At 65.2% G+C, this 24,169-nt stretch carries 19 protein-coding genes; 14 read left to right on the top strand and 5 right to left on the bottom strand.

What is annotated here, in order from left to right; genetic code table 11:
* The first annotated feature begins 146 nt into the window (after window positions 1–146).
* The 11 genes from SriyCCGPB3_RS14125 (at window position 147) to SriyCCGPB3_RS14075 (ending at window position 13,836) form a co-directional block, all read left to right on the top strand.
* On the top strand, window positions 147–992 hold the full coding sequence (locus SriyCCGPB3_RS14125; protein WP_283102585.1) for a glycine zipper 2TM domain-containing protein: 846 nt from the start codon (window positions 147–149) through the stop codon (window positions 990–992).
* A 126-nt stretch (window positions 993–1,118) separates the two neighbouring features.
* Window positions 1,119–1,661, top strand: a complete 543-nt coding sequence (locus tag SriyCCGPB3_RS14120; protein ID WP_032129637.1) for a GNAT family N-acetyltransferase — start codon at window positions 1,119–1,121, stop codon at window positions 1,659–1,661.
* A 175-nt stretch (window positions 1,662–1,836) separates the two neighbouring features.
* Window positions 1,837–2,493 carry a glutathione S-transferase family protein gene (locus SriyCCGPB3_RS14115; RefSeq protein ID WP_110714347.1) on the top strand — a complete coding sequence of 219 codons (657 nt, stop codon included), beginning with the start codon at window positions 1,837–1,839 and terminating at the stop codon, window positions 2,491–2,493.
* 78 nt (window positions 2,494–2,571) lie between these two features.
* Window positions 2,572–4,851, top strand: a complete 2,280-nt coding sequence (locus SriyCCGPB3_RS14110; protein WP_350259444.1) for a thiamine pyrophosphate-dependent enzyme — start codon at window positions 2,572–2,574, stop codon at window positions 4,849–4,851.
* Window positions 4,852–4,854: 3 nt separating this feature from the next.
* Window positions 4,855–6,798 (top strand): asparagine synthase (glutamine-hydrolyzing), encoded by a 1,944-nt coding sequence (gene asnB / locus SriyCCGPB3_RS14105; protein WP_164162678.1) that lies wholly within the window; start codon window positions 4,855–4,857, stop codon window positions 6,796–6,798.
* 66 nt (window positions 6,799–6,864) lie between these two features.
* On the top strand, window positions 6,865–7,425 hold the full coding sequence (locus SriyCCGPB3_RS14100; RefSeq protein ID WP_110712846.1) for an NADPH-dependent FMN reductase: 561 nt from the start codon (window positions 6,865–6,867) through the stop codon (window positions 7,423–7,425).
* A 345-nt stretch (window positions 7,426–7,770) separates the two neighbouring features.
* Window positions 7,771–9,207 carry a replicative DNA helicase gene (locus tag SriyCCGPB3_RS14095; protein ID WP_110712845.1) on the top strand — a complete coding sequence of 479 codons (1,437 nt, stop codon included), beginning with the start codon at window positions 7,771–7,773 and terminating at the stop codon, window positions 9,205–9,207.
* A 169-nt stretch (window positions 9,208–9,376) separates the two neighbouring features.
* Window positions 9,377–11,620, top strand: coding sequence for a TonB-dependent receptor family protein (locus tag SriyCCGPB3_RS14090; protein ID WP_350259443.1), 2,244 nt, complete (start codon window positions 9,377–9,379; stop codon window positions 11,618–11,620).
* Window positions 11,620–13,209, top strand: coding sequence for an alkaline phosphatase D family protein (locus tag SriyCCGPB3_RS14085; protein ID WP_350259442.1), 1,590 nt, complete (start codon window positions 11,620–11,622; stop codon window positions 13,207–13,209). The genes SriyCCGPB3_RS14090 and SriyCCGPB3_RS14085 overlap by 1 nt, the downstream gene beginning before the upstream one ends.
* Before the next feature lie 169 nt (window positions 13,210–13,378).
* Window positions 13,379–13,591: a hypothetical protein gene (locus SriyCCGPB3_RS14080; RefSeq protein WP_010486834.1), complete on the top strand. Its 213-nt coding sequence runs from the start codon at window positions 13,379–13,381 to the stop codon at window positions 13,589–13,591.
* A complete protein-coding gene (locus SriyCCGPB3_RS14075; RefSeq protein WP_110712842.1) occupies window positions 13,588–13,836 on the top strand; it encodes a hypothetical protein in 249 nt (82 codons plus the stop codon). Before SriyCCGPB3_RS14080 ends, SriyCCGPB3_RS14075 begins: the two co-directional genes overlap by 4 nt.
* 25 nt (window positions 13,837–13,861) lie before the next feature.
* Here the strand turns inward: SriyCCGPB3_RS14075 and gstA are convergent, their stop codons facing one another.
* Window positions 13,862–14,464, bottom strand: a complete 603-nt coding sequence (gstA, locus tag SriyCCGPB3_RS14070; protein WP_164162682.1) for a glutathione transferase GstA — start codon at window positions 14,462–14,464, stop codon at window positions 13,862–13,864.
* Window positions 14,465–14,587: 123 nt separating this feature from the next.
* Here gstA and SriyCCGPB3_RS14065 point away from each other — a divergent pair, with 123 nt between their 5' ends.
* The 3 genes from SriyCCGPB3_RS14065 (at window position 14,588) to SriyCCGPB3_RS14055 (ending at window position 17,388) form a co-directional block, all read left to right on the top strand.
* Window positions 14,588–15,469, top strand: a complete 882-nt coding sequence (locus SriyCCGPB3_RS14065; protein WP_350259441.1) for a LysR family transcriptional regulator — start codon at window positions 14,588–14,590, stop codon at window positions 15,467–15,469.
* A gap of 103 nt (window positions 15,470–15,572) precedes the next feature.
* On the top strand, window positions 15,573–16,268 hold the full coding sequence (locus SriyCCGPB3_RS14060) for a hypothetical protein (RefSeq protein WP_164162684.1): 696 nt from the start codon (window positions 15,573–15,575) through the stop codon (window positions 16,266–16,268).
* Between the two features lie 10 nt (window positions 16,269–16,278).
* Window positions 16,279–17,388: an ImmA/IrrE family metallo-endopeptidase gene (locus SriyCCGPB3_RS14055; RefSeq protein WP_164162685.1), complete on the top strand. Its 1,110-nt coding sequence runs from the start codon at window positions 16,279–16,281 to the stop codon at window positions 17,386–17,388.
* Window positions 17,389–17,506: 118 nt separating this feature from the next.
* Here SriyCCGPB3_RS14055 and lpdA read toward each other — a convergent pair whose 3' ends face one another.
* The 4 genes from lpdA to SriyCCGPB3_RS14035 form a co-directional block, all read right to left on the bottom strand.
* Complete coding sequence (lpdA, locus tag SriyCCGPB3_RS14050; RefSeq protein WP_008264626.1) at window positions 17,507–18,943, bottom strand: dihydrolipoyl dehydrogenase; 1,437 nt, start codon at window positions 18,941–18,943, stop codon at window positions 17,507–17,509.
* Between the two features lie 63 nt (window positions 18,944–19,006).
* Window positions 19,007–20,209: a dihydrolipoyllysine-residue succinyltransferase gene (sucB, locus tag SriyCCGPB3_RS14045; protein WP_014037775.1), complete on the bottom strand. Its 1,203-nt coding sequence runs from the start codon at window positions 20,207–20,209 to the stop codon at window positions 19,007–19,009.
* 40 nt (window positions 20,210–20,249) lie between these two features.
* Window positions 20,250–23,081 (bottom strand): 2-oxoglutarate dehydrogenase E1 component, encoded by a 2,832-nt coding sequence (locus SriyCCGPB3_RS14040; protein ID WP_049420907.1) that lies wholly within the window; start codon window positions 23,079–23,081, stop codon window positions 20,250–20,252.
* 186 nt (window positions 23,082–23,267) lie between these two features.
* Window positions 23,268–24,164 carry a GNAT family N-acetyltransferase gene (locus SriyCCGPB3_RS14035; RefSeq protein WP_350259440.1) on the bottom strand — a complete coding sequence of 299 codons (897 nt, stop codon included), beginning with the start codon at window positions 24,162–24,164 and terminating at the stop codon, window positions 23,268–23,270.
* Window positions 24,165–24,169 lie beyond the last annotated feature (5 nt).

Genomic DNA, 24,169 nt, shown 5'->3' with positions numbered 1-24,169 from the left:
GGAATATGCAAACGCTACCACGGGCCCAGCATTTCCCGATGCTGAATGGGTTACAGCAATGAGCAGGAAATGTGGAGATTCCGTTCAGGCAGCGCATGCTGCAATCTGGCCCGAGAACGTTGCGGATGGTCCGCAAGGAGCAGGTCATGAAAAGCACAACTACAACTGTCCTGGTCGCAGCGGGCGCGCTGCTGGTCGGTGGCATCGCCACTGCCGCCTTCATGAAGAGTGGCGACAAATCGCCCGATTCCATCAGCGCCGGAACCCCCAATGGTGAATCGCGCCTGGTCGATGGCAACGCCGCCGACGATGGCGCACGTGGTGACAAGCTGGATCCGTCCGCGCCGCGCGGCCTGGAATACGCCGACGTGCTGAAGGTCGACCCGATCACCGAGAAGCAGAAGGCGTATGCCACCGTGATCGGTACCGATGCGGTGCGTGAGACCTCCACCACCCAGACCCCGCATGAGGTCTGCCAGGACGTGACGGTGCAGGAACGCCTGCCGGAGCGTGATGGCAATGTGGGCGGCACCGTGGTCGGTGCTGTGGTGGGTGGCCTGCTCGGCAACCAGGTCGGCGGCGGCAATGGCAAGAAGGCGGCCACTGCGGCCGGCGCGGTGGCCGGTGGCTTCATCGGCAACCAGATCGACAAGCGCCATGTGGGTGGCCGTGTGGTCAACCGCACCGAGCGCCAGTGCCACACCGAGACCGCCACCTCCGAGTCGAGCCGCGTCACCGGCTACAACGTGACCTATCGCAACGAGGACGGCACCACCGGCACCATGCGCATGGCCAGCAAGCCGGGCAACCGCATCGCCATGGGCAATACCGATGTGGTCAAGGGTTACAACGTGACCTACCGCTACGATGGCGCCGAGAAGACCGTGCGCATGGACAACAAGCCGGCCAGCGATCGCCTGCCGGTGGTCGACGGCCAGCTGGTCACGCAGACCGCTGCTGCCGGTACCACTGCCGCCGCTACGCGTCAGTAATCCAGGCGCAGCATGCAGTACCTGACGGGCCGGCTCATGCCGGCCCGTTTCGTTGCAGCCGGCGAAATTCATCCGCGCGGGGCGTGAATCCACCATCATGGACGCTTCCTTCGACATGGAGCCGGCATGAGCATCTTCGACCTGCGCATCGAAACCGAGCGCCTGATCCTGCGCCCGCTGCTGCGCGAGGACTACGAACCGTATCTGGCGTTCTGCGCTGATGAGGAAACGATGCGCACCCTCGGTGGCGTGCAGCCGCCGTCGGTGGCCTGGCGCGGTTTCTGCAGCCTGGCCGGTGCCTGGCAGCTGTTCGGCTTCTCGATGTTCAGCGTGATCGAGAAGTCCAGCGGTGACTGGATCGGGCGGATGGGTCCGTGGCAACCGCAGGACTGGCCCGGTACCGAGGTCGGCTGGGGCATTCGCCATGCCAGCTGGGGCCGGGGCTATGCGCCGGAAGCCGCAGTCGCCGCGATCGACTGGGCATTCGACACGCTCGGATGGGACGAGGTGATCCATACCATCGCCGAGAACAACGACAACTCGCGGGCGGTCGCGCGCAAGCTCGGCAGCACGCTGCTGCGGATGGGGGAACTGCCGCCGCCGTACAACGACAAGCCGATGCAGATCTGGGGCCAGTCGCGCGAGCAGTGGCGGCAGCGCGCGCGCTGAGCCTTGCCCGGTAGTGCCGGCCGCTGGCCGGCAACCGCGTTGCGGCAGATTCGTGCGATTGCCGGCCAGCGGCCGGCACGACCGTGTTGCCATGCTGCACCCGCGCTTGGCATTCACCGGCGCGCTTGCCAGACTGCATGCAGCCGGCCGCCGGCCGGATCCGATGGAGCAGGCGATGGTGGAAGAGCGCGTCCCGTTGACGGTGCATGGCATGTCGGTCTCGGGCAATTGCCACAAGGTCCGCCTGCTGCTGGAGCAGCTCGGCAGCCGCTACCGCTGGATGGAAGTGGACAGTGCCCACGGCCAGACCCACACCCCCGAATTCCTGGCGCTCAACCCGAATGCCAAGGTGCCGCTGATCGTCCGCGACGATGGCCGCGTGTTGACCGAATCCAACGCGATCCTGTTCTGGCTGGCCGAGGGCACGCCGTACCTGCCCAGCGACGGCTGGGAGCGCGCGCAGGCGTTGAGCTGGATGTTCTTCGAGCAGTACACGCACGAGCCCTGCGTGGCAGTGGCGCGCTTCATCCGTGGCTGGACCCCCGCTGATTCACCGCGCCGCGCCGAACTGCCGCGCCTGCACGAGCGCGCCGCCACCGCGCTGGCAGTAATGGAGCAACATCTGCGCGAAGCGCAGTGGTTCACTGGCAGCGGATATGGCATCGCCGATATCGCGCTGTTCGCCTACACCGACGTCGCAGGCGAGGGTGGTATCAGCCTGCAACCATTCCCGGAAGTGCGTGGCTGGCTGCAGCGCGTGCGTGAACAACCGCGCTTCCTGCCGATGCCGGCGGTGACTGCCGAAGTGCGCTCGCGATTCGAGGCTGCGTGACTCTCACCAGGGTGACCCCCACAGGGTAGCGTCTGGCCAATGCCGGGCGGAATGCAACAACGACACGGAGGGTGTTCGATGTTCGCTGTGGTTCCAGATCCGATTCCCGCACGCATGCGCGTGCTCAACCGCGCCGAAGTGTGCGACGTCAACTTCCTCGATGCGGTGCGTGGCTGGCGCGGCACCCCGCGTCCGCGCCCGGCACCGGATGCGCCGATCCTGCCAGGCAGCACGCTCACTGCCGCAGCGTTTGGCGAGCTGTTCGATTCGCAACTGGCCAGCCGCCAGCTGGACCTGATGGCACGCGTGCTGCGCGTGCAGAACAAGGTCTTCTACACCATCGGTTCCTCCGGCCACGAAGGCAACGCGCTGTTGGCGCGGGCCTGCCGGCATACCGATCCAGCCTTCCTGCACTATCGCTCTGGTGCCTTCATGGCCGAGCGTTCGCGCCAGGTGCCGGGCATCGATCCGCTGCGCGATGCCGCGCTGTCTTTCGCCGCCAGCGCCGATGACCCGGCCAGCGGGGGGCGCCACAAGGTGTGGGGCAGCAAACCGTTGTGGGTGCTGCCGCAGACCTCGACCATCGCGTCGCACCTGCCGAAAGCGCTGGGCACCGCGCTGGCCATCGAGAGCGGCAAGCGCCTGGGGCAGCCGTTGCCGATCCCGGCCGACAGCATCGTGCTGTGCTCGTTCGGCGACGCCTCGGCCAACCATGCCACCGCGCAGACCGCGTTCAACACCGCGATGTGGTCGGCCTACCAGAAGCTGCCGGCACCGATCCTGTTCGTCTGCGAGGACAACGGCCTGGGCATCTCGGTGAAGACGCCGGAAGGCTGGATTGCAGAGCGCTTCAGCCGCCAGCCGGGGCTGGACTATTTCTTTGCCGATGGCCTCGACCTGGCCACGGGGCACGCCCAGGTGCAGGCGGCGGTGGAACACTGCCGGCGCACGCGGCGGCCCACCTTCCTGCATCTACGTACCACCCGCCTGATGGGCCACGCCGGCACCGACTTTGAAGTGGAATGGCGCGCGCTGCCGGAGCTGTGCGCGGCCGAGGCGCAGGATCCGCTGCTGCGCTCGGCGCAGATCGCGATGGAGTCGGGCTGGATGGATGCGGCCGCCATCGAGGTCGCCTACGAAACGATGCGCGCGCGCTGCATGGCCGCGGCGGCGGATGCCGAAGGCCGCCCGACGCTGCAGTCACTGCAGGAGGTGATGGCGCCGCTGGCGCCGTACACGCCGGCGGCGGTGCAGGCCGAAGCGCGGCGCGAGGTGCCCGCCGATGCGCGCGAAGCGCTGTATGGCGGTGCGGAGGCCCTGCCCGAGCGGCAGCCACCACGGCACCTCGCCATCCAGATCAACCACGGCCTGCAGGAGCTGCTGGCCAAGTATCCGCAGAGCCTGCTGTTCGGTGAGGATGTGGCACAAAAGGGCGGTGTCTACACCGTCACCAAGGATCTGCTGCGCCGCTTCGGCCCGCGCCGGGTGTTCAACACCCTGCTGGACGAGACCATGATCCTGGGCATGGCGCAGGGCCTGGCCAACATGGGCATGCTGCCGATTCCGGAGATCCAGTACCTGGCCTACCTGCACAACGCCATCGACCAGGTGCGCGGTGAAGCGTGTTCGCTGCAGTTCTTCTCCAATGACCAGTACCGCAACCCGATGCTGGTGCGGGTGGCCGGGCTGGGCTACCAGAAGGGCTTCGGTGGCCACTTCCACAACGACAATTCGATCACCGCGCTGCGCGACATTCCCGGCCTGGTGGTCGGTTGCCCGTCGCGCGGCGACGATGCGGTGATGATGCTGCGCACCTTGTCGGCGCTGGCAAAGGTGGATGGTCGGGTGGCGGTGTTCCTGGAACCGATCGCGCTGTACATGAGCAAGGACCTGCATGTGCCCGGTGATGGACAGTGGCTGTTCGACTACCCGGCCCAGGGCCAGGCGCTGGTACCGGGCGAGGGCCGGGTCTATGCGCCGGAGGCAGGCGACCTGGTGGTCTACACCTATGGCAACGGCGTGCCGATGGCGCTGCGCGCGGCGCGGGCGATCGAGCAGCAGCTGGGCTGGCAGGTGCGGGTGGTCGACCTGCGCTGGCTGGTGCCGCTGGATGCCGGTTTCATCGCCGCGCAGGCCGCCAGCGCACGACGGGTGCTGGTGCTGGACGAGGGCCGCCACAGTGGTGGGGTGGGCGAGGGCGTGGTCACCGTCCTGGTCGAGGCTGGCTTCGGCCACCTGCCGCTGCGCCGGGTCTGTGGTGCCGATACCTATACCCCGTTGGCGGGGGCAGCAATGTTCGGGCTTCCAAGCGACAATGCAGTGATTGGCGCCGCCCTTGAACTGGCGCAGGAACCCTGATGCATGTGTGGATTGGCGGGAATGTTGTTGCCGGCGCCGGTGGCGTCGGCCGAGGTGCTGCAGGCGCAGGTCCTGGCCATGGGCGAGGCGCTGCACCACCGCGGGCCGGATGATGGCGGCAGCTGGGTCGACGCCACGGCCGGCATCGCGCTGGCGCATCGCCGCCTGAGCATCCTCGACCTGTCGCCGCTGGGGCACCAGCCGATGGCCTCGTCCGATGGTCGCTACGTGATGGCCTACAACGGCGAGGTCTACAACTTCGCCGCCCTGCGTGCCGAACTGGAGCCGCTGGGGCATGTTTTCCGTGGCCACTCCGACACCGAAGTGCTGCTGGCAGCGATCCTGCAATGGGGCATGGAAGACACCCTGCAGCGCTGCAACGGCATGTTCGCCATTGCGCTGTGGGACCGCCAGGAGCAGTGCCTGTGGCTGGCCCGCGACCGTGTCGGCAAGAAGCCGCTGTACTACGGCTGGGCCGGTGACACGCTGGTGTTCGGTTCGGAACTGAAGGCGCTGTGGCAGCACCCGGCCTTCGACAACGACATCGACCGTGACGCCCTGACCCTGCTGCTGCGGTTGGACTACATTCCTGCACCGCACAGCATCCACCAGCGCTGCTACAAGCTGATGCCGGGCCGCGTGCTGCGCCTGGATGTCGAAGCCGTAGCGGCGGGTGCGGCAGCGCACCGGCCGGAACAGGCGCAGCGCCCGTACTGGGATGCCCGTGCCCGCATGCAGGCGGCGCTGGCCGCGCCGTTCCAGGGCCGCATCGAGGAGGCCGAGGAACAGCTGGATGGGCTGCTGCGCGACGCGGTGGCGCTGCGCATGGTGGCCGACGTGCCGGTGGGCGTGTTCCTGTCCGGCGGTACCGATTCGTCGCTGGTGGCCGCGCTGATGCAGGCACAGAGCGGACAGCCGGTGCACAGCTTCAGCATTGGCTTCACCGGTTCGGGCCACGACGAGGCGCCGCTGGCCAAGGAGCTGGCCGCGCATCTGGGCTGTGACCACACCGAACTCTACGTCAGCGGTGCCGATGCGTTGGCGGTGGTACCGCAGTTGCCGGCGATGTTCGACGAACCCTTCGCCGATGCCTCGCAGGTACCGACCGCGCTGGTCGCCCGTCTGGCGCGGCAGGGTGTGACCGTGGCGCTGTCCGGCGATGGTGGCGACGAGCTGTTCTTCGGCTATACCCGCTATGTGCGCGCGCTGCGCAACTGGCAGATGCTGGGACGCGTGCCGGGGCCGCTGCGGCGCTGGATGGGCGCGCGCTCCCAGCAGCAGGGCGAGGCCTCGCGTACCGGCGGCCTGGCCGCGCTGTTGGCAGAATCCGGCGCGCGTGGCATCGGTGACGTGTACCGCAACCGCATCTCGCGCTGGCGCGACCCGGCGGCGGCAGTGCCCGGGGCGCAGGCCGCGGGCAGCTTCTACGACCTGGCCGACCCGTTGCACGGTGCCGGCACACCGGCCGATGCGATGATGCTGGCCGATTACGTGACCTACCTGCCGGATGACCTGCTGTGCAAGGTCGACCGCACCTCGATGGCGGTCAGCCTGGAAGCCCGCGCACCGCTGTTGGATTCTCGCGTGGCCGAGTTCGCCTGGTCGCTGCCGCTGGGCTTCAAGCGGAGTGAAACCACCAGCAAGGTGCTGCTCAAGCGCGTGCTGGGCCGTTATGTGCCGCAGTCGATGGTGCACCGGCCCAAGCGTGGCTTCGGCGCGCCGGTCAGTGACTGGCTGAAGGGCGACCTGCGGCCGTGGGCCGAAGACCTGCTGCAGCCGGCACGGCTGGAGCGTGAGGGCGTGCTGTCGGCTGCCGCGGTACAGCCGCTGTGGCAGCAGTTCCTCGGCGGCCAACGCAAGTGGCATACCCATCTGTGGAACGTGCTGATGTTCCAGGCCTGGCAGGCGCATTGGCGGCAGGTGCGCGCGGGCGTGACCGGCGGCTGATCTTCACCGGCATGCAAGGGCCCGGCGACTAGGCTGGGCCTCCCGCACCGTGAGGAGTATGTCCCGATGTCCGTCCCCACCATCGCCGTGTTCGTCGGCAGCCTGCGCAAGGATTCCTGCAACCGCAAACTGGCCCATGCGCTGGAGAAGATTGCCGGTGACCGTGCGCGCTTCCAGTACGTGCAGATCGGTGATCTGCCGCTGTACGACCAGGACTTCGATGGCCAGTATCCGGCGCAGGGTACCCGGCTGAAGGACCAGGTCCGTGCCGCCGATGCGGTGCTGTTCGTGACCCCGGAATACAACCGGTCGGTGCCGGGCGTGCTGAAGAACGCCATCGACATCGGCTCGCGCCCGTATGGTGACAGCGCGTTTGCCGGCAAACCGGCGGCGGTGATCGGCGCCTCCATCGGCCAGATCGGCACCGCTGTGGCCCAGCAGCACCTGCGCAACAGCCTGGCCTTCCTGGACATGCATGTGCTGGGTCAGCCCGAGGCATTCATCCACTTCAAGGACGGTCTGATCGATGCCGACGGCACGATCCACAACGAGGGCACGCAGAAATTCCTGCAGGGCTATGTGGACCGGTTCCTGGCGTTGATCGCGGTTCACGTCAAGGGCGATTGAGACCGAGGGGGTCAGAGCCCTCTGCTTTGCAGAGGGATCCGACCCAGCCATGCCAAGGGGCGGATCCCGTCGCGCAGTGGCGGGCTCTGACCCCACGTCCAGCGGGGCAGGCCGGAGCCCGTACGTTGCACGGGGTCCGACCCTGATCGCCTGATCTGCGATAATGACCCGCTCGGGCGTCGCAACGGCGCCCGTCGCAGGCACTGCGACGCCCCCACGCCAGAGTGGACAGGCACTGGCGGATATCCCCCGTTTCTCCACGGCTTATCCACAGGCTTGTCCATGGCCGCCGGGGTCGGCGCATGCCTACACTCGTCTGGCCCACTTTTGCAGGAAACACCGCAGATGTCCGCTCGCCCCGGCTTCCGTTCCAACCGCAGAGAGCGCGGTGATGGCTTTGATCGCGATCGTGATCGCGACGAGTCGCGCATCGACCAGTTGCGGGTGCCGCCCCATTCGGTGGAAGCCGAACAGGCGGTGCTGGGTGGCCTGATGCTGGCCCCGGAGGCCTATGACCGGGTCAATGACCAGTTGACCGAAGGCGATTTCTACCGCCGTGATCATCAGATGATCTACCGCGCGATCCGCGAGCTGTCCGAACGCGAGCGGCCGTTCGATGCGGTGACCCTGGGCGAGTGGTTCGAATCGCAGGGCAAGATGGAACTGGTGGGCGATGGTGCCTATCTGATCGAGCTGGCCAGTACCACGCCGTCGGCGGCCAACATCGTGGCCTACGCCGAGATCGTGCGTGACAAGGCGGTGCTGCGGCAATTGATCCAGGTGGGCACCGACATCGTCAACGACGGTTTCCAGCCCGAGGGCCGTGACAGCAGCGAGCTGCTGGCGTCGGCGGAAAAGAGCGTGTTCGCCATCGCCGAACAGGGCGCACGCGGCCGTACCGATTTCGTGGCGATGCCCGGTGCTCTGAAGGATGCCTTCGAAGAGCTGCGCAGTCGCTTCGAGAACGGCGGCAACATCACCGGCCTGCCGACCGGCTACAACGATTTCGATGCGATGACCTCCGGCCTGCAGCCGACCGACCTGATCATCCTCGCCGCGCGCCCGGCCATGGGCAAGACCACCTTCGCGCTGAACATCGCCGAGTACGCGGCGATCAAGTCGAAGAAGGGCGTGGCGGTGTTCTCGATGGAAATGTCGGCATCGCAGCTGGCGATGCGCCTGATTTCCTCCAACGGCCGCATCAACGCGCAGCGCCTGCGTACCGGCCAGCTGGAAGACGAGGACTGGAGCCGTGTCACCAGCGCGATCAAGATGCTGAAGGAAACCAAGATCTTCATCGACGACACGCCTGGCGTGTCGCCGGAAGTGCTGCGCTCCAAGTGCCGCCGCCTCAAGCGCGAACATGACCTGGGCCTGGTGGTGATCGACTACCTGCAGCTGATGAGCGTGCCGGGCAACAGCGAAAACCGCGCGACCGAAATCTCGGAGATCTCGCGTTCGCTGAAGGGCCTGGCCAAGGAACTGCACGTGCCGGTGATCGCGCTTTCGCAGCTCAACCGCTCGCTGGAAACGCGTACCGACAAGCGCCCGGTGATGGCCGACCTTCGCGAATCGGGCGCAATCGAGCAGGATGCGGACATGATCGTCTTCATCTACCGCGACGATTACTACAACAAGGAAAATTCGCCGGACAAGGGCCTGGCCGAGATCATCATCGGCAAGCACCGTGGTGGCCCAACCGGTTCGTGCAAGCTGAAGTTCTTCGGCGAGTACACCCGCTTCGACAACCTGGCCCACGATTCGGTCGGTTCATTCGAGTAACCGTAGTGCCGGCCGCTGGCCGGCCCCCCACGGCCGGCAAACCATTCGAAACGCCAAACGTCCGTATGTGGCGTGTAAATGACATGTAACGCGACGCTTCTACGATTCCGCCGCTGCTGCCCTTCGACGCCGCCCTTCGGCGTCCAGCGTGCCCAAGGAATCCGCCCCCATGCCGTCCCACGCTCCGCTCCGCCGCAATCTGCTGGCCCTGCTGGTCTGTGCTTCGCTGCCGTCGCTGGCTGTCGCTGAAACCGCCCCCGCCCCCGACGCGCAGTCGGCTACCACCCTTGACTCGATCTCGGTGATCGGCCGCGGTGAAGCGCGCCAGGTGCAGCGCGTGACCGCCGAGGACATGAAGGTGCTGCCGCCGGGTGCCAATCCGCTGAAGCTGCTTGCGACCAAGCCGGGCGTGCATTTCGAATCGGCCGATGCCACCGGCGCCTACGAATGGTCCACCACCATCAGCCTGCGTGGCTTCAACCAGAACCGCCTGGGTTACACCCTTGATGGCATCCCGCTGGGCAACATGGCCTATGGCAACAGCAACGGCCTGCACATCAGCCGCGCGGTGATCAGCGAGAACCTGGGCGGTGCGGAGGTCTCCACCGGCATCGGCGCACTGGGTACGCCGTCCACCAGCAACCTCGGCGGCGTGTTCCAGTTCTACTCGATCGATCCGTCCACCGAATATGGGGTCGTGCTGGCACAGAGCTTTGGCAGTGACAGCGCACGCCGCAGCTATGCGCGCCTGGAGACCGGTGAGCACCAGGGCTTTGCTGCCTACCTGTCCGGTGTGTATTCGGAAGGTGACAAGTGGAAGGGCAAGGGCTCGCAGGAGCTGAAGCAGTTCAACGGCAAGGCCACATACAACTTCGGAACGGACAGCAGGATCACCGCGCTGTTCAACGCCTCGCGCCGCGTCGAGGCCGATTACCAGGATCTGTCGCTGGAGATGATCGATCGCCTCGGCTGGGACTGGGACAACTACGCGCCGGACTGGGATCGCGCCGTCGCCGCCGCACGCGGCAAATTCAGTGGCGGCGTCAACAGCCCGTGGGATGCGTACTACTCCGGCCACGGCCTGCGCAACGATGACCTGTCCAGCATTGCCGGCGATTTCGGCCTGAACGAGTCGATGCGCTTGAAGGTCAATGTCTACAACCACAGCAACCGTGGCCAGGGCCACTGGTTCAGCCCGTCCAATCCGTCCAACCCGGGCACCAGCCGCGAGATTCCGATCTCGATCCGCACCACCGAGTACGCGATCGACCGTACCGGCGTGACCTCGGCGTTCACCTGGAACGTCGGTGGCCACGAACTGGAAGCGGGCCTCTGGTACGAGGACAACGGCCACAGCGTGCAGCGCAACTTCTACTACATCGACGGCCCGATCACCGACGACTTCTTCCTGCGCAACCCGGACCAGCGCGTGTGGCACCAGCGCTACACCACCATCACCCGCCAGTTCTACGTGCAGGACCGCTTCCGCCTGTTCGATGATCGCCTGACCATCGACATCGGTGCGAAGTCGCCGCACACCCGCACCAGCGTGCGCACGCCGCTGGGCAGCTATGCCAACAACAGCAGCCTGACCTCGAAGAAGGGCCTGCTGCCGCAGGCCGGCTTCAACTTCAAGCTCAACGAAGGCAATGAGATCTTCGGTTCGTTCGCCAAGAACATCGCCGCCTATGCGCTGGGCGTGGGCAGCCCGTTCAATGTGCCGCAGGCCGCCTTCGATGCCAGCGCGAAGAACCTGAAGCCGGAACAGTCGCGCACGATCGAGCTGGGTTGGCGTGGCTACGGCCGCGGCTATGAAGCCTCGGTGGCGGTGTACGACGTCAAGTTCGACAACCGTCTGCTGGCCATCGCGCAGTGCGTGGGCATCCTCGGTTGCCCGGCACTGTTCTCCAACGTCGGTTCGGTGACCAGCCGCGGCGCCGAGGCGACCCTGCAGCTGAAGCCGATGCAGGACCTGACCTGGTCCAATGCGCTGTCCTGGAATGACAGCACCTACGACAACGATTACGTAAACAACGGCGTGGTGCCGACCCGCGGCAAGACGACCGTCGACACCCCGGAATGGATGTTCGCCAGCACCCTGGCGTGGACCCCGGGCCCGTGGGACCTGCGCCTGGCCGCCAACCATGTCGGCAAGCGCTACGTGACCTATACCAACGATGTGTCGGTGCCGAGCTACTGGCTGGTCAACGCCTCGGCGGCCTATGACTTCGGCAAGCTCGGCCCGGCGCAGAACCTGACCGTAGCGCTGAACCTGACCAACCTGACCGACAAGCGCTACCTGTCCTCGATCAACACCAACGGTACCTACGCCGCTGACCCGACCCGCAGCCTGGCGACCATGCAGGTCGGCGCGCCGCGCCAGGTGATGGCCACCGCTACCGTGCGCTTCTGATGCGCGGGCCTGTCGATCCGGAAAGCCGTCGTCGCCTGCTGCGCATGGCGTGGCAGGGCACGGGGGCGGCGATCGCGCTGGCGGCGATGCCGGGGCTGGCCACGGCCGGCCCACGGCCGCGGCTGGGGCGCGATCCGTTCACCCTCGGTGTCGCCGCCGGTGATCCGGATCCACAGGGGGCCGTATTGTGGACGCGGCTGGCACCGGACCCGCTCAATGGCGGCGGCATGCCGTCGCGGGCGGTGCCGGTGCGCTGGTTCGTGGCCGAGGACCCGGGCATGCGCCGGCTGGTGCAGCGGGGGACTGCGGCCGCGGTGCCCGAGCTGGCGCATTCGGTGCACGTGGAGGTCAACGGCCTGCGCCCAGGCCGCGACTACTACTACCGTTTCGCCTGCGACGGCGATGAGGAAAGCGCGGTCGGCCACTTCCGCACCGCGCCGCCGCTGGACACGCAACTGCAGCAGCTGCGGCTGGCCCTGTGCACCTGCCAGGCCTGGAACAGTGGCTACTATCCGGTGCTGCGCGATATCGCACAGAGCGATCTCGACCTGGTGCTGCATGCCGGCGACTACCTGTACGAGTACAGCCCGCTGCAGAACGCGCGTGGTCGTACGCTGGATGCCGAGCGCTTCAGCGGCGAGACCGTCAGCCTGGAGCGCTACCGTGACCAGTACGCGCTTTACAAACTCGATCCGGATCTGCAGGCCGCGCACGCCGCACACGCATTCGCGGTGATCTGGGACGACCATGAAGTGCAGAACGATTACTCCGGCATCCACCCGGAAAAGCCGGGCGTATCGACCGAAGATTTCATCGTGCGTCGTGCGGCAGCCTATCGCGCGTTCTACGAACACCTGCCGATGCGCAGCTCGCCGGTGGGCAATGGCGGCCTGCGCGTGCATCGGCGCTTGCGCTATGGCGACCTGGCACAGCTGACGCTGCTCGATTGTCGCCAGTTCCGCCCGGCCAATCCCTGTGGCGTCGGCGAGTCACCACGCTGTGATGCCTCACTGGACCCGCGCATGAGCATGCTCGGCAAGGGCCAGGAAGCGTGGTTCACGCAGTCGATGGCCGCCGCGCAAGGCACGCGCTGGAACGTGGTGGTGCAGCAGCTGTTGATGGCGCAGCTGCGGCTGGACGGCGGCACGCCACGCGAGCGCTTCTGGAATGACGCCTGGGATGGCTATCCCGCCGCACGCAACCGGCTGCTGCAGGCGATGCAGGCGGGCGGGCAGGGCAATGCCATCGTGCTTGGCGGCGACTGGCATTCCACCTTCGTCAACGACCTGAAGCTGGACTTCGATGCCGCCAGTGCGCCGGTCGTGGCCACCGAATTCATCGCTCCGGCGATCAGCAGTGGCGGCGACGACACACCGTACGGGCCGTACTACGGGCCATCGATTCCGCAGAACCCGCATATCCGCTATTTCGACGGCGACCGCCGTGGCTGGTGGAAGCTGCAGCTGAACCGGCAGACCGTGGACGCCGAGCTGCGCTTCGCCGACAGCGTGCTGCGCCCGGATGCGGCGGTGCGTACAGCGGCGCGTTTCCAGGTGACCCACGGCCGCCCGGGCGCGGTCCCGGTGTAAATCCCTGCGGTTGTGCCGGCCGCTGGCCGGCAACCTCTTGAATCTCCGGTTTCCCCGCAATCGGTTTCATCGCCCCCAGCCCGGGTTTCGTCGCAAACCGTTTGCGGGCGGCCTGGGTGGGGCGCCAAGGTGTCCGCAGGCGGCAGGGTGCCGCCCCAAGGAGACCGTGATGAAGACCCTGTTCGCGCTCGGTGTGTGGTGCCTGCTGTTCGTGCTGTGCTGGCCGCTGGCGATCCTCGCCCTGATCGCCTGGCCGTTCGTGTGGCTGCTGAGCCTGCCGTTCCGCCTGGTCGGCATCACCTTCTCGGCGCTGTTCGCCTTCCTGCGCGCGCTGTTCATGCTGCCGGCGCGCCTGCTCGGTGGCCGGGCGGTGGCTGCATGAGGACGGTGTTGCTGGTGGGTCTGGTCCTGCTTGCGGGTCCGGTACTGGCCACACCTCCAGCGCCGCCCTCGGTGTGGCTGGAACGCCAGCAGACTGCTGCGGCTGACGAGGCGAACGCTGCAGCGGTCTCTGTGCAGAAATCCAAGGAGCGCTGCAGGGTCGCGAAGGAATGGAAGGTCGGCGAGACGGTGGTGCAGCACCGGGTCTGTGAGGATCCACCAAAGAAGCCGGCTGGAAAGGTGTAGCGCCGAGCCTGTGCTCGGCTCCACATCACGCGGCCTCTGCGCGTAGCGCCGCCTGCACAGCCGGTCGTGCGTTGATCCTGCGGGCATAGGCAGGCAGCGCCGGCCACGCCGCCAGATCGATGGAGAAGAAGCGGCACCAGCCCAGCACCGTGAAAAGATAGGCATCGGCGACGCTGAAGTCCGGTCCCATGAGGAAGTCCTGCGTTGCCAACGTCTCCTGCAGCAGGTCGAAACGCTTGAACAGCTTCTGCCGGAAGAAGGCCTTGGCCGCTTCCGGCAGATCCGCGTTGAACAGCGGCGCCGAGCCGGCGTGGATCTCGCTGGTCACGAAGTTCAGCCATTCCTGCAGTCGTACCCGCTCCCAGCTGCCGACCGGTGGGGCCAGCGCGCATCCGGGTTTCAGGTCGGCCAGGTACTGGACGATGGCCGGGCCTTCGGTCAGCACCTGCCCGTCATCCAGCTCCAGCGCCGCGACATAGCCTTTGCGGTTGATGGTGCGGAAATCGCGGCCATCGGCGGTCTGTTTGCTGGCGTTGTCGACCTTGACCAGCTCGAAGGGGAGGCCAAGTTCACGTAGCACGATATGGGGCGACAGCGAGCAGGTGTAGGGTGCGTAGTACAGCTTCATGGAGGGTCTCGAGGGAGAAAGGACGGCCGGGTCAGCCGGTGCGAGGCAGTCTGCTGTGCGAGCGGTATCCGGTAAAATCAATCTTCGATTTTTCTCCCATAAGCTGGGCTACTGCCTGTCATGATGAATCTTGCCCACTGGCGCCTGCTGGTTGCGGTGGCCGACGAGGGAACCATCTCGCGCGGCGCTGACCGGGTCGGCATCAGCCAGTCCGGTGCCAGCCAGGCCCTGGCCCAGCTGGAGTCCTCATTGGGGTTTGCGGTGTTCGTGCGCGAGCGGCGTCAGGTCGAGATCACTGCGCTCGGGCAGCGGGTGATCGAACACGCACGCATCATGCTGGGAGGCCTGCAGGCGATCCGCGCGCTGGCCGATGACAGCCAGGGGTTCAGTGGTGCACGCATCCGCCTGGCGACCTTCCCGTCACTCGTTTCCAGCGTGCTGCCAGCGCTGCTGCGGGATTTCCAGCGCCGCCACCCGGGCATCGAGGTGGTGATCGTGGAGGGTACCGACGAGGAGGTCGAGCGCTGGCTCGAATCGGGCACGGTCGATGCCGGCGTGGTGATGAACCCCGCTGCCGATCGCGTCCCGTTGATGCTGGGCAGCGATGGGTGGATGGCGGTGCTGCCACAGGCGCATCCGCTGGGGCGTCGCGCCACGGAAAGCGGGGTTGCCTTGAGCGAGCTGGCGGGCGAACCCTTCATCCTCGCAACAGGGGGCTGTGCGGTGAACGGTCAGCGCCTGATGGCGGACGCTGGTCTACAGCTGAGCGACGTACGGGTGACCGTGCGCGACTGGGTCAGCGCGTGCGTGCTGGCGCGCGAGGGACTGGGCGTCTCGCTGGTGCCGGAATCGACGTTGCCGGACGATCTCCACGGCCTGCGCGTGCTGCCGGTGAAGCCGGCCATCCGTCGATTGTTTGGCCTGGTCTGTTCGCAGGTGGGTCGCGCATCGCGTGCTACGCAGGTCTTCATGCAGGAGCTGAGCGGGGCTCTGCCATCGACGTGAGTCCTAAATCCTTTGCGGGCAGCACACTGGGCCTGCCACTTGCATTTCCGGTTTACATACCTCAACATGAGGTGTGGATTCCGGAAATGAGGAGGTCAAATTCGTGAAAAAGCTTGAGCTCGCCAGCCTAGCCCCTCGTAGGGCGAAACTGATCATTGATCCTGACCAAGTCGAGGCACGTCTTCGGGACCTGCATCCAGATCTGACATCGCTTTTGTTGCGCAATGCGATTGTTGGAGGACTCGGCGCACGAAATGAAGTGACAAGGGCGTCAGCTCCTACTGCGGCGGGTGTAAAGCAATGGCTGAGCACAGTTGAGGGCTTGCGGACGTTCCTCGCAAAGCTGCACTGGAAGATTCACGAACACCAGAATTGTCCTTTCATCAGCTCCCCGGAGAGTGAAATCTCAATCGTGGTGATGACTGGAAATTCTGAAACAGGAAAGGACGGTTTTGATGACCCAACAAACCAAGCTGAGAAAGGGGCGGTTGCCGAGAGCTACGTCCAGAAGAATTTCAATCAGCTTGAGTTGTTTAATAACGATGCACTGAAGGTTGCAAAGAGGAAGGCGAAGGAAACTCAAGTTTGGGCGCTCCTATATCACTATGACAAGAGCTTGAACCAGCTTCGCTTTGAGCTCTCGCTGCCTACTGGCTTCAGTAGGCGAAAGATCACCCAGTGGGGGGAACGCTTGATCTTTGGCATTGTTTCCAATGATCCACAGGATTTCACGATTTCCAAGGACGATCCGAGCGCTCCGGCGACGGTTGATGTTGTGCCCAAGAAGGGTGCATTTTGAGTAGAAATTTATGTCTGAAATTAATCCCAAGCAGATTTCCTTTGCGAGGATTAGGCGGCGGCTAACAAAAGCGCAGCTTGCCAAAGAGTTGGGCGTGACAAGCCGCAGCGTGCAGAACTATGAGTCCGGGGCGTCTGCCCCGGATTTGGAGATTCTGGCGCGGATATCAAAAATTTTGAACTTCCCGCAAAGCTTCTTCTTCGGGAATGACGATATGCCCGAGATTCAGGGGCATGCTGTGAGCTTTCGTAAGCTTTCTAAGATGACAGAGGCAATGAAGGCGTGTGCTTTTGCAGCCGGGTCGATTGCATTCAAGTTGAATGATTGGATCGAAGATCGATTTGATCTCCCGATGGCACAATTGCCTGATCTAAGTGACCTTGGGCCGGAAGAGGCTGCGGCGACGCTTCGGCGTGTTTGGGGCTTGGGTAATGCCCCGATTTCTAACGTGATTCATTTGCTTGAATCCAAGGGGATTCGTGTTTTTTCATTGGTTGAAGAAACGCGAGAGGTGGATGCCTTCTGCACCTGGTATGAAGGGAAGCCATTCGTTTTTCTGAACACCATGAAGTCGGCAGAGCGAAGTCGATTTGATGCTGCGCACGAATTGGGACATCTCGTGAGGGATGTTTACACGATGCAGCATGGTGAAGGTCACGGGCCTGAGATGGAGCGACAGGCAGATGCGTTTGCTTCCGCTTTTCTGATGCCTGAAGAGAGTGTGGTTTCTAATCAGCCGCCGGTCTACACCATCAAGTATTTGATGAAATTAAAGCACTATTGGGGTGTGTCGCTGGCAGCTCTTGCCTATAGATTTAGAACTCTTGAGCTGGTTAGTGAGTGGTCCTACCGTAGCTTGTGTATAGATATCGCAAGGAACGGTTACAGGACCAATGAGCCAGAGCCGATGGAGAGAGAGACTTCGCAGCTGCTGGGCAAAGTTATGGAAAGCCTTCGTTTGCATGGCAAGGGGCGCCGTGAGATTGCTGCTAGTTTGAACTTGAGCGTAGAAGAAATTGACGCACTTACGTTCCAGCTGACTAAATTGTCGGTCGTTGCGGGCGGAGCATCGTCCTCTACTGGTCAGAAAAATCCGCCCAAGCTTCGACTTGTCAAGTAAATTGCTTGCTGATAAAAGCGCTGAGCGTTAGTTTAAATTGGTCAACAAAAAACCCCGCCGAGGCGGGGTTTTTTGTATCCAGCCATGCCGGCCAGCGGCCGGCACTACCAGCGAACGATCAGTTCGCCTTGTGGATGGCGCGCTTGCTGACCGCCATTGCTGCGTCGTGGATCACTTCCGACAGCGACGGGTGGGCGTGGCAGATGCGGGCCAGGTCATCGGCCGAGCCGCTGAACTCCATGGTCAGCACGCCTTCGTGCACCAGCTCGGAGACGTTGGCGCCGACCAGGTGCATGCCGAGGATGCGATCGGTTTCAGCATGGGCCAGGATCTTCACGAAGCCTGCCGGCTCGATCATCGCCACGGCACGGCCGTTGGCGGCGAACGGGAAGCTGCCGGCCTTGTACGGGATGCCTTCGGCCTTCAGCTGGGCTTCGGTCTTGCCGACCCACGCCAGCTCCGGCTCGGTGTAGATGACCCACGGGATGGTGTCGAAGTTGACGTGGCCCGGCAGGCCGGCGATCAGCTCAGCCACCGCGATGCCTTCCTCGAAGCCCTTGTGCGCCAGCATCGGGCCGCGCACGCAGTCGCCGACCGCCCACACGCCGTTGACGCCGGTGTGGCAGTGCGCGTCGACTTCGATCTGGCCGCGCTCGTTGATCTTGACGCCGGTGCCTTCGGCCAGCAGGCCCTTGGTGGCGGCGCGACGGCCAACGGCCACCAGGAGCTTGTCCACGGTCAGGGTCTTTTCGCCTTCGCTGTCGGTATAGGTGACAACGACTTCCTTCTTCTTGCCCTTGCCGGTGATCTCGGTCTTGGAGACCTTGGCGCCGAGGCGGATGTCCAGGCCCTGCTTCTTGAATTCCTTGGCAGCGGTCTTGGCCACTTCGGCGTCGGCCACGGCCAGGAACTCCGGCAGTGCTTCCAGGATGGTGACTTCAGCGCCCAGGCGCTTCCACACGCTGCCCAGTTCCAGGCCGATCACGCCGGCGCCGATCACGGCCAGGCGGTTCGGCACTTCGGTGAAGTCCAGGCCGCCGACGTTGTCGACGATGGTCTCGCCGTCGAACTTGGCGAACGGCAGTTCGATCGAATCCGAACCGGCCGCGATGATGACGTTGGTGCCCTTCAGCTCGACGATGGAACCGTCATGCTGGGTGACCTTGACCACGTTGCCCGGCTGCAGTTCGCCGAAGCCGTAGTAGGCGGCGACCTTGTTGGCCTTGAACAGCATGCCGATGCCGCCGGTGAACTGCTTGACGATCTTGTCCTTGCGGCCAACCATCGCTTCGACGTCGATCTTGGCATCCTTGAAGCTGATGCCGTGGTCGCCAAAGATGTGGCCCATGTTCCAGAACTGGCGCGAGGAATCCAGCAGCGCCTTGGACGGGATGCAGCCCACGCGCAGGCAGGTGCCGCCCAGCGCCGGCTTGCCGTCCTTGCCCAGCGCTGCGTCGATGCAGGCGGTCTTCAGGCCCAGCTGGGCCGCGCGGATGGCAGCGTGGTAACCGGCCGGGCCGGCACCGATGACGACGACGTCGAATTGTTCAGCCATTGAATTATTCCTTGATGCATTACCAGAACCCCTCCGCGCAGGCGCGGAGGGGCGGGAGGTTTCTTACAGGCCGAACAGCATGCGGCCCGGGTTTTCCAGCTGGTTCTTGATGTCCACCAGGAACTGCACCGAGTCCTTGCCGTCGATGATGCGGTGGTCGTACGACAGCGCCAGGTACATCATCGGCGCGATCACGACCTGGCCGTTCTGGGCGATCGGACGCTCCTTGATGGCATGCATGCCCAGGATGGCGCTCTGCGGCGGGTTGATGATCGGGGTCGACAGCAGCGAACCGAAGGTGCCGCCGTTGGTCACGGTGAAGGTGCCGCCCTGCAGTTCTTCCAGGCTCAGCTTGCCGTCACGGGCCTTCTTGGCGTAGTCGGCGATGGTCTTCTCGATGTCGGCGAACGACATGCGCTCGACGTTGCGCAGCACCGGCGTGACCAGGCCCTTCTCGGTCGACACGGCGATCGAGATGTCCGAGTAGCCGTGGTAGATGATGTCGTCGCCGTCGATCGAGGCGTTGACCAGCGGGAAGCGCTGCAGGGCATTGGCAGCGGCCTTCACGAAGAAGCTCATGAAGCCCAGCTTGATGCCGTGTGCCTTGACGAACTCGTCCTGCAGTTCCTTGCGCGCCGCCGAGACCTTGGACAGGTCGACTTCGTTGAAGGTGGTCAGCATGGCGGTGGAGTTCTTCGACTCCATCAGGCGCTCGGCGATGCGCTTGCGGATGCGGGTCATCGGCACGCGCTCTTCCGGACGTGCGCCACCGGCCTTGCCGGCGCCGCCGTTGCGGGCGAAGTTGACGATGTCTTCCTTGGTCACCGCGCCGCGACGGCCGGTGCCGTCGACGTCGGCCGGGTTCACGCCTTCCGTGATGGCGGTGAAGCGGGCGCCCGGCGGCAGCGCGTCGGCGGCCGACTTGGCAGCCGGGGCCGGAGCGGCGGCAGCGGCCGGCGCAGCGGCGGCCGGGGCAGCGGCAGCAGCCGGAGCGGCTTCAGCGGCCGGAGCCGGGGCAGCAGCCACGGCGCCTTCCTCGATGATCGCCACGACCTGGCTGGAGGTCACGGTCGAGCCTTCGGCGAACTTGATTTCCTTGAGCACGCCGTCGACCGGCGACGGCACTTCCAGGACGACCTTGTCGGTTTCCAGGTCAAGCAGGTTTTCGTCGCGCTTGACGGCGTCGCCCACCTTCTTGTGCCAGGTGGCGATGGTGCCGTCGGCGACGGATTCGGGCAGTACCGGGGCTTTGACTTCGGTGGCCATTGCGGGAGCTTCCTGGTTTGTCTTCTAAATAGGGGGAGGATTATTCAGCGAACGTGTCGTTGAACGGGTTGACCAGTGCGTCGGCGACCAGCTGCTGCTGTTCGCGGACGTGGTCAGCCATGTGACCGGCAGCCGGCGAAGCCGAACGTGCGCGACCGGCGTAGTGCAGGTTCTGGCCATCGGCCAGGCAGAACTGCAGGTGGTGGCGGATCTGATACCACGCACCCTGGTTCTGCGGTTCTTCCTGCGTCCACACCACGTCGGTGGCCTTGCCGTACTTCTTCAGTTCGGCAGCCAGCAGCGCACGCGGGAACGGGTACAGCTGCTCCACGCGGATGATCGCCACGTCGTCCTGGCCACGCTTGGTCTGGTCTTCCAGCAGGTCGTAGTAGACCTTGCCCGAGCACAGCACCACGCGCTTGACCTTCTTGGCGTCCGCGTTGGCGTCGCCGATCAGGTGCTGGAACTCGCCGTTGGCCAGTTCGTCCAGGGTCGACACGGCCAGCTTGTGGCGCAGCAGCGACTTCGGCGACATCACCACCAGCGGCTTGCGGGTGGTCAGGTGCAGCTGGCGGCGCAGCATGTGGAAGGCCTGTGCCGGGGTCGACGGCACCACCACCAGCATGTTCTCCAGCGCGCACAGCTGCAGGAAGCGCTCCAGGCGCGCCGAGCTGTGTTCCGGGCCCTGACCTTCATAGCCATGCGGCAGCAGCAGGGTCAGGCCGGAGATGCGGCCCCACTTGGCTTCACCGGCGGCGATGAACTGGTCGATCACCACCTGGGCGCCGTTGGCGAAGTCGCCGAACTGGCCTTCCCAGATGCACAGCGTGTTCGGATCGGTGGTGGAGAAACCGTACTCGTAGGCCATCACCGCTTCTTCGCTCAGCAGCGAATCGATGACGGTGGCCTTCTCCGGCGAATCCACCAGCTGCCGCAGCGGCATGTAGTAGTTGTCGGTCTTCTGGTCATGCAGGATCGCGTGGCGGTGCGTGAACGTACCGCGGCCCACGTCCTGGCCGACCAGGCGCAGGGCACTGCCTTCGTCGAGCAGGGTGGCGTAGGCCAGGTTCTCGGCAAAGCCCCAGTCGCCCGGGATCTCGCCGGCGGCCATCTTGCGGCGGTCGTCGTAGACCTTGGCCACGCGCGAGTGCAGCTGCACTTCGTCCGGAATGGTGTTGATCAGCTTGGCCAGCTCGACCAGCTTGTTCTTCTCGACCTTGGTCGAGATCGGGTCGGACAGCTTGCCTTCCAGCAGCTTCGGCCAATCGACGAACAGCGGGCTGGTCGGCGGGGTCTTCTCGACCTTGGCCAGCTCGGTGGTCACTTCACCGGCGTCCAGCTTCTCGCGGTAGGCATCGACCATCGCCTTGCCGGCACCGGCGGCGATCACGCCCGCCTTTTCCAGCTGCTCGGCGTACATCTCGCGGGTGGTGGCGTGCTTGCGGATCACCTGGTACATCAGCGGCTGGGTGATCGCCGGTTCGTCGGCCTCGTTGTGGCCCCAACGGCGGTAGCACATCAGGTCGATGACCACGTCCTTGGCGAACTTCTGGCGGAACTCGAAGGCCAGCTGCGCGGCGAACACAACCGCTTCCGGATCATCGCCGTTCACGTGCAGCACCGGGGCGGCGATCATCTTCGCCACGTCGGTGGCATAGCGCGTGGAACGCGTATCCAGCGGGTTGGAGGTGGTGAAGCCGACCTGGTTGTTGACCACGATGTGCACGGTGCCGCCGACGGCGAAGCCGCGGGCCTGCGACATCTGGAACAGTTCCATGACCACGCCCTGGCCGGAGAAGGCCGCGTCGCCGTGGATCAGGATCGGCATGACCTGCTTGCGCGCGGTGTCCTTGCGGCGCTCCTGGCGCGAACGCACGGAACCGGCCACGACCGGGTCGGCGATTTCCAGGTGCGACGGGTTGAACGCCAGCGCCAGGTGCACCGGGCCGCCATCGGTGGCGACGTCGGCGGAGAAGCCCATGTGGTACTTCACGTCACCGGCCGAGGCGTGCTCGTCGTGCTCGAACTTGCCTTCGAATTCGTCGAACAGCTTGCGCGGGTTCTTGCCCAGGGTGTTGACCAGCACGTTCAGGCGGCCGCGGTGGGCCATGCCGATCACCACGTCCTTGACGCCATCCTTGCCGGCGCTGCGGATGATGGTGTCCATCATCGGGATCAGCGAGTCGCCGCCTTCCAGCGAGAAGCGCTTCTGGCCGACGTACTTGGTATGCAGGTAGCGCTCCAGGCCCTCAGCCGCGGTCAGGCGCTCCAGCGTGCGGCGCTGGGTGTCAGCGTCCAGCTGGTAGTTGCCACCGGCCAGTTCCAGCTTCTTGTAGATCCACTGGCGCTGCTCGACCTCGGAGATGTGCATGAACTCCGCACCGATCGAGCCGGTGTAGGTCGCCTTCAGGCGTGCCAGCAAGTCGCGCAGCTTCATGCGCGGCTGGCCACCGACGCCGCCGGTGCTGAACTCGCTGTTGAGGTCGCCATCGGACAGGCTGTGGAACGGCAGGCCCAGGTCCGGGGTGTTGACCGGTGCGGCCAGGCCCAGCGGATCGAGGCGGGCGTCCAGGTGGCCGCGCGAACGGTAGGCAGTGATCAGACGACCGACATTGCGCTCGCGCTCGTCGCCTGCACCGTTGCCGGTACCGGCCTTCAGCGCATCCTTGGCCGCGTCCGCAATGTGGGAGATGACGGCCGAGTGCGGAATGTCACCTGCTTCGCGGCCCTTGAAGCCGTCGAAGTAGGTTTTCCATTTGGGATCGACACTATCCGGGGAGACCAGGTACTGCTCGTACAGGTCCTCGACATAGGAGGCGTTGCCGCCGGCGAGTTGCGAAGATTGCGCAAACTGCTTCAGTTGATTGTCCACGATGGAGGGTGTTGATTCGCTTTGTGGGGTATGGCTTCAGAAGGACCCGGCAGGAAGATGAATAGCCCTGCGCGGGCGCGTTCAAACAGCCAAATTGTACCCCCAACCGGACACGAAGGGGCACAACCGGAGGTATCGCGCGTCCCCCGGTGCCGCTTCCAGACAGGTTGAGTCAGCCAGCTCCGCTCAGATGCCGAGCGCGCGCAGTTCGCTGCAATCACGCGAACGGTCCCAGACGCGCTGCAATTGCTGCTCGAACGGCTGCGAACGTGCCGGCAGCGCGATCCCGGCCCCGCCGTCGAGCCGATGCCCGATCAGACGAAAGTAGAAGTCGCCCGCATCGTTGAGCAGGCAGGCCGAGGCCAGCGCACGGTCGACCGGATCGCTGACCTCGCGGAACTGGATCACGCTGGGCAGGCGCTGGGCCAGCGCCAGCAGCGTTGCCCCGGCAGAGGCGATCGCGGCGGCGTCGTGCACGATCACCCGCAGCTGCTTGTCGTGGCGGGCGGTGACGAAGCGGCGCAGGGCGGCCTGTACCGGGGGCGCGTCGAGCAGCCCGGGGTCCAGCTGGCGGCTATGCAGCCACAGCTGGCGACGGGCGCGGTGGATGATGGCCGTGGTGATGGCCACCGCCTCGGCGCGGCTGTCGATGGCGCTGGCCGCGCCCAGCCGGCGGCGCATCTGCTGGTGGCCGATGCCGGCCTCCTCGAACACCTCGCCTTCGGGCAGGAAACCCTGGCGGGCATAGAAGTCACGGGCGGGCAGCTGGGCGTGCAGATGCAGCTCGGCCAGGCCGAGCCGGCGCCCGGCCTCCACCAGTGCTTCCAGCAGGGCCTCGCCGACCCCGTGGCTGCGATGGCTGGCCAGCACCGCCATGCGGCCGATACGGCCATCCGGGGCCAGCCGGCCGGTGCCGACCGGCTGATTGTCAGCGTCCAACGCCAGCACATGGGCACTGACCGGGTCCAGCGCATCGCGTTCCAGCTCGGCGGCGATGCCCTGTTCCTGCACGAACACGCGTTGGCGCACCTCGTGGATGGCAACGTGGGCATCGGCGTGGCTGACCTGCTGGACCCGGATCATGGTGG

This window comes from Stenotrophomonas riyadhensis (genome assembly GCF_040256885.1).
GTDB classification, from domain to species: domain Bacteria; phylum Pseudomonadota; class Gammaproteobacteria; order Xanthomonadales; family Xanthomonadaceae; genus Stenotrophomonas; species Stenotrophomonas riyadhensis.
The sequence above is the reverse complement of the archived record's forward strand: the minus strand, read 5'-3'. Positions and strand labels throughout refer to the sequence as shown.